The organism is Candidatus Synechococcus spongiarum SH4, assembly GCF_000586015.1.
Lineage (GTDB): Bacteria > Cyanobacteriota > Cyanobacteriia > PCC-6307 > Cyanobiaceae > Synechococcus_B > Synechococcus_B spongiarum_F.
Genome location: NZ_JENA01000142.1, coordinates 1 through 4432 on the forward strand (window position 1 = coordinate 1; position 4432 = coordinate 4432).

Here is a 4432-nt window from a genome sequence, read left to right on the forward strand (position 1 = left end):
CGCCGAGGCCGATTTACGGACCCCATGGCTGGGAAGGGTGGTCCATGGCGTCCCCCATGCCGGTCCAGAGGATGCGATCCCCAACCACCACCGCCAGGGCCAGGGCCACCTCGCAATGGCTCCACCGGGGCGCCGCTTGCAGCCAGAGGCCGAAGGCCCGGTGCAGACGCTGCTGCTGTCGCCAACCGAGACAGTTCCCGGGACCATCCACAAAGGCCAGTCCGGCCCCGTTGCGGCACTTCACCTCCACGATCAACAACCGCTCCTGCCGGTGCAACAGCAAATCCATCTCCCCATGGCGGCAGCGCCAGCGATGTTCCAGCACCTCCCAGCCCTGGGCCATTAACACTGCCGCCACCCGCTGCTCCGCGGCCAGCCCCCGTTCCGCTGCCGAACCCATGGTTTCCCCCCTGGCTGCGGTCAGCGTTCCCCCGGTTTGCGGCCCTGAACGGTACGGTCTTCACCTCAGAGGCTGGCCAGGGGATCGGGAACGGCTGCGGTGGGCGCTTCAAACTGCCCTCGGGCCACCCACTCCAGGCGCAGTTTCATGAAGTCGATGAACTTGGCGTCCGTGGAGACCACGGCTGCTGCAGGACGGGGAACGGGGGGGTCGCCAGTCTCCACAGGCTCCGCCTCCAGGAAGGAGGGCTGACGAACCAGCCAGAAATCAACGGTCTTGCCCTGTTCCCTGTAATGATCCCGCCGCTCCTGCAGCACTTCGGCGAGGGGTTCCTCCTCGCAGAGGAAGCGTTCACTGGCGGCAACGTAATGGTAGGTGGCCATCAATTCCGGGTGAGCAACGGGGTTGGACGGGGATTCCGGATCAATTCCTTCATCTGGCGGACAGCGGCGGTCAAACCCACGGCCAGGGCCCTCGCCACAATGGTATGGCCAATGTTGAGCTCTTCCATGGCGGCAATGGCGGCCACGGGCTCCACGTTCTGGTAGGTGAGGCCATGGCCTGCGTTCACCCGCAGCCCCAGGGCCCGGGCCAGACGGGTCCCCGCCTGGAGGCGGGCCAGTTCGGCAGCGGGACTGGCGGCGTTGGCATAGGCGCCGGTGTGCAACTCCACCCACCGGGCTCCGGTAACCCGGCAGGCTTGCAGTTGGTCCGCCTCCGGATCCACAAACAGGCTTACGGGAATGTCTTCCCCCTGGAGACGTTCCACGGCCTGGCGCAGCACCGGCAGTTGACGGGCCACGTCCAGACCCCCTTCCGTGGTGACCTCCTCCCGCTGCTCAGGCACCAGGGTCACCTGATGGGGCCGTATCCGCAGGGCGGTGGTCACCATGGCTTCCGTGGCGGCCATCTCCAGATTGAGACGGCTGCGCAGGGTGTGGCGCAGCAGTTCCACGTCCCGGTCCTGAATGTGGCGCCGGTCTTCCCGCAAATGAACGGTGATGCCGTCGGCGCCGCCCAGTTCCGCCAGCACCGCCAACTGAACGGGGTCGGGTTCCACGGTGCGGCGCGCCTGACGCACCGTGGCGACATGATCAAGATTGATGCCCAGGCTCGCCATAACCTTTCTGATGATGCTCCCACCGGGTCATGTTCATGAACTCCCGTACCAGTCGGGACACGCCTCATAGTAAGCACTGTTGCTGTCGTTTTCCCGGGCCTCCGCTTTCCAGCAGCAGCAGCGCCCCTGATCCCGTTGCCGGAGCAGGGCATTGGCCCATTCCCACACCAGCCTGGCGGTGGCCTCCATGCCCACGTTCTCCAGCACCCGCAGATCCAGGGCGCCCAACCGGTGCAGCCGTTGCCACTCCGCCAGAAGGGGATCGTCACGATTCACCAGGAAGGTGTGATCAAATTGCTCCGTCAACTGCCGACGCAGGGGGCCCAGGCCGGAGAAATCCACCACAAAGCCGTGCTCGTCCAGGCGGGTGGCGGCAAACCAGAAGACGAAGGAGCGGCTATAGCCATGGACAAAGCGACAATGCCCCTTGTGGCGCCACTGGCGGTGACAGCAGGGGAAATCCGTGAAGGCTTTGCTGCAGGTGTAGACAGGACGACCCATGGCCGGGCAGGGGTGAGGATCAGGGCCGGGGTTGCCCCTGTGGGGGACAATCACCGAAGGTGCAACGGACCATGACCCATCCTGCCGCCCCGGCGCCGGACCAGGAACCCCTGCCGGCCCCTTCCGCCCCCCATGTGCAATGCCCTCCCCTGGACACACTGCGGTTTGATCATGCGGGCTTGATTCCCGCCGTTGCCCAGGACTGGCTGGATGGGGCCGTACTGATGGTGGCCTGGATGAACCGGGTCAGCCTGGAGCAAACCGTGGCCACAGGGGAGGCCCACTACTGGAGCCGCTCCCGCCAGGAACTCTGGCGCAAGGGGGCCACCTCCGGCCATCGTCAGCGGGTGCGCCAGTTGCGCTACGACTGCGATCAGGACGTGTTGTTGCTCACGGTGGAGCAAGTGGGGAACGTGGCCTGTCACACCGGCGCCCGCAGTTGCTTTTACGGCCATGGAGCCGATCCGGGCCCCGGTGGTCCCCATGCCCCGGCGCCCCCGGTGGACGCGGTATCCGAACTGTATCAACTGATCGCCCAGCGTCGCCGGGAGCCGGAAGCTGGCAGCTACACCAATATCCTCTTCCGTGGCGGGGACAACCGCATTCTTAAGAAAATCGGCGAGGAATCGGCGGAATTCGTGATGGCCTGCAAGGACGACGACGCCACCGCCATCAGCGGGGAAGCGGCCGACGTGCTCTACCACATGCTCGTGGCCCTGGCCCACCATGGCGTATCCTGGCGCCAGGTTTTGCTGGAATTGGCCCGGCGCCGGCACAAGCCCCGGCCCGGCTAGGCCAGCCTGCTTCCACGGGTCCAACCCTGTCCCCCGAGAGTGCCGCCTTGACCACCAGCCCCCCTGAATCGCAGCCGGCCCATTGCGGATCCCGCCCCAAGAAAATCGCCTTCGGCATTGCCCCGCTGGGGGTAATTTCCATCGGCATTGTGCCCATGGGGGTGGTGGCCATCGGAGTGGTGCCTATGGGGGTGGTGAGTCTTGGCGCCGTGGCCATGGGGGTGATCACCGGCTCGGTGGTGGGCATGGGGGTGCTCACGGCCGGGGTCAGCACCATGGGGGTGTGGTTTGTGGGCAGCGATGAGGGGAGCATGGGGGTGGTGCGTCTTGGCCCTGGCGCCAAGGAGTCCCACCACGGCAGCACGCCCCACGCATCCCGTGGCAGCCGCCACGGCCATGGCTCCCATGGTCATCATCACGGTCATGGGAGCCACTGAGTCCCGCTTTTCCGTCCACCATGGGGCCGACTGTTGTAGGATGGACCCGTTGGTTGCCGTCTTCGGTCGATTAGCTCAGCGGTAGAGCGCATCCTTCACACGGATGATGTCACTGGTTCAAATCCAGTATCGACCATACTCAACTCCGGTTCCGGATAAACCTGGATCAGTTCAGGCGCGGCTTGGCCTGTTACGGTCGGCGGCGTCCTACTCCCGGTAGGGCCAGGAGGAACCCCGTCCCGGACGGGGGAAGGGTGGCCCAACGGTCCCACGGTCCAGCAGGCCCGCCGGGCCTTATTCTATGTCGGATTCGCTGGCGCAGCCCTTGGAGCCCATGCCGTTCGACCACCTGCTCAGTGTTATCGAGATCCTCAAAGAGCGCATCAGGATACACCGCCCGTCACTTCAACAGAACGAAACACGCACACGGACGGCGTTGATCGACCCCCTGTTGACCGCGCTGGGATGGGACGTGTCGGATCCCGGCCTGGTGACGCCGGAATATGGTGTAGGCCAGGGCAGGGTTGACTATGCCTTGAACGGGTCCGACGCCATACCCGCGGCCATGGTGGAAGCCAAACGGCTCAATCACCCCCTCAACGACGATGAACGGATGCAGATGTTGAACTATGCAAACGTGAGAGGGGTGCGGTATGCTGCTGTAACTGACGGTGACATCTGGGAGCTGTACGAGGTGTTCAAGTATGCGACTTTGGAAGATCGCCGCCTGCTGAACGTGAAGATCACCGACACGCTTGCTTACCAACTCGCCCTGCAACTGCTGCTGCTGTGGCGGCCGAACCTGGCTTCGGGAAAGGCCGTCCCAGCCCAGGAGCCGGTCTTGGAATCAGAACCGTCAACTGCAGAAGTGTTCCATCCACCTTCCACTGCACCTGTAGACACCCCGTTGCCCCGGACGAATCCCGCGCCATCTTCAGCGATGCCTCATCAGCCGAAACCGCAGGACAGTTCACGCAGTTTCAAGGCGCAGTACTGCGTTGACGGAAAAATCTGGCGTGAATGTCCCAATGCCACAGCTTTGATGCTCTCTATCGTAGAGTGGTGTGGACAATATCATAGAGATGGAGCAGATAACTATTACGAGAAACTAAGTCATGTTTGCGTTCGTGGTAACCGACCGATGCTCACCAGGGAGAGAGTCACGGAAGACGCAAAGAAA

The 4432-nt window shown here is 63.9% G+C and carries 6 protein-coding genes, 1 tRNA gene and 1 pseudogene; 4 read left to right on the forward strand and 4 right to left on the reverse strand.

Features of this window, described 5'->3' with window-relative positions:
- Positions 1 to 13 precede the first annotated feature (13 nt).
- The 4 genes from BG35_RS0106870 to BG35_RS0106885 all read right to left on the reverse strand — a co-directional run bounded on the left by BG35_RS0106870 (position 14) and on the right by BG35_RS0106885 (position 2021).
- Positions 14 to 400, reverse strand: a complete 387-nt coding sequence (locus tag BG35_RS0106870; RefSeq protein WP_025782254.1) for a YraN family protein — start codon at positions 398 to 400, stop codon at positions 14 to 16.
- 65 nt (positions 401 to 465) lie between these two features.
- Positions 466 to 783 (reverse strand): MgPME-cyclase complex family protein, encoded by a 318-nt coding sequence (locus BG35_RS0106875; protein ID WP_025782255.1) that lies wholly within the window; start codon positions 781 to 783, stop codon positions 466 to 468.
- Positions 783 to 1520, reverse strand: a complete 738-nt coding sequence (locus tag BG35_RS0106880; protein WP_025782256.1) for a pyridoxine 5'-phosphate synthase — start codon at positions 1518 to 1520, stop codon at positions 783 to 785. Before BG35_RS0106880 ends, BG35_RS0106875 begins: the two co-directional genes overlap by 1 nt.
- Before the next feature lie 33 nt (positions 1521 to 1553).
- Positions 1554 to 2021, reverse strand: coding sequence for a 6-carboxytetrahydropterin synthase (locus BG35_RS0106885; protein WP_025782257.1), 468 nt, complete (start codon positions 2019 to 2021; stop codon positions 1554 to 1556).
- 71 nt (positions 2022 to 2092) lie between these two features.
- Here BG35_RS0106885 and hisIE point away from each other — a divergent pair, with 71 nt between their 5' ends.
- From hisIE to BG35_RS0106905, 4 genes and pseudogenes are all read left to right on the forward strand, one after another.
- Positions 2093 to 2815: a bifunctional phosphoribosyl-AMP cyclohydrolase/phosphoribosyl-ATP diphosphatase HisIE gene (hisIE, locus tag BG35_RS0106890; protein WP_025782258.1), complete on the forward strand. Its 723-nt coding sequence runs from the start codon at positions 2093 to 2095 to the stop codon at positions 2813 to 2815.
- 47 nt (positions 2816 to 2862) lie between these two features.
- Positions 2863 to 3252: a hypothetical protein gene (locus tag BG35_RS10785; RefSeq protein WP_025782259.1), complete on the forward strand. Its 390-nt coding sequence runs from the start codon at positions 2863 to 2865 to the stop codon at positions 3250 to 3252.
- Positions 3253 to 3316: 64 nt separating this feature from the next.
- Positions 3317 to 3388, forward strand: a tRNA-Val gene (locus BG35_RS0106900).
- Positions 3389 to 3586: 198 nt separating this feature from the next.
- Positions 3587 to 4432, forward strand: a pseudogene (locus BG35_RS0106905) (hypothetical protein); the annotation flags it as partial.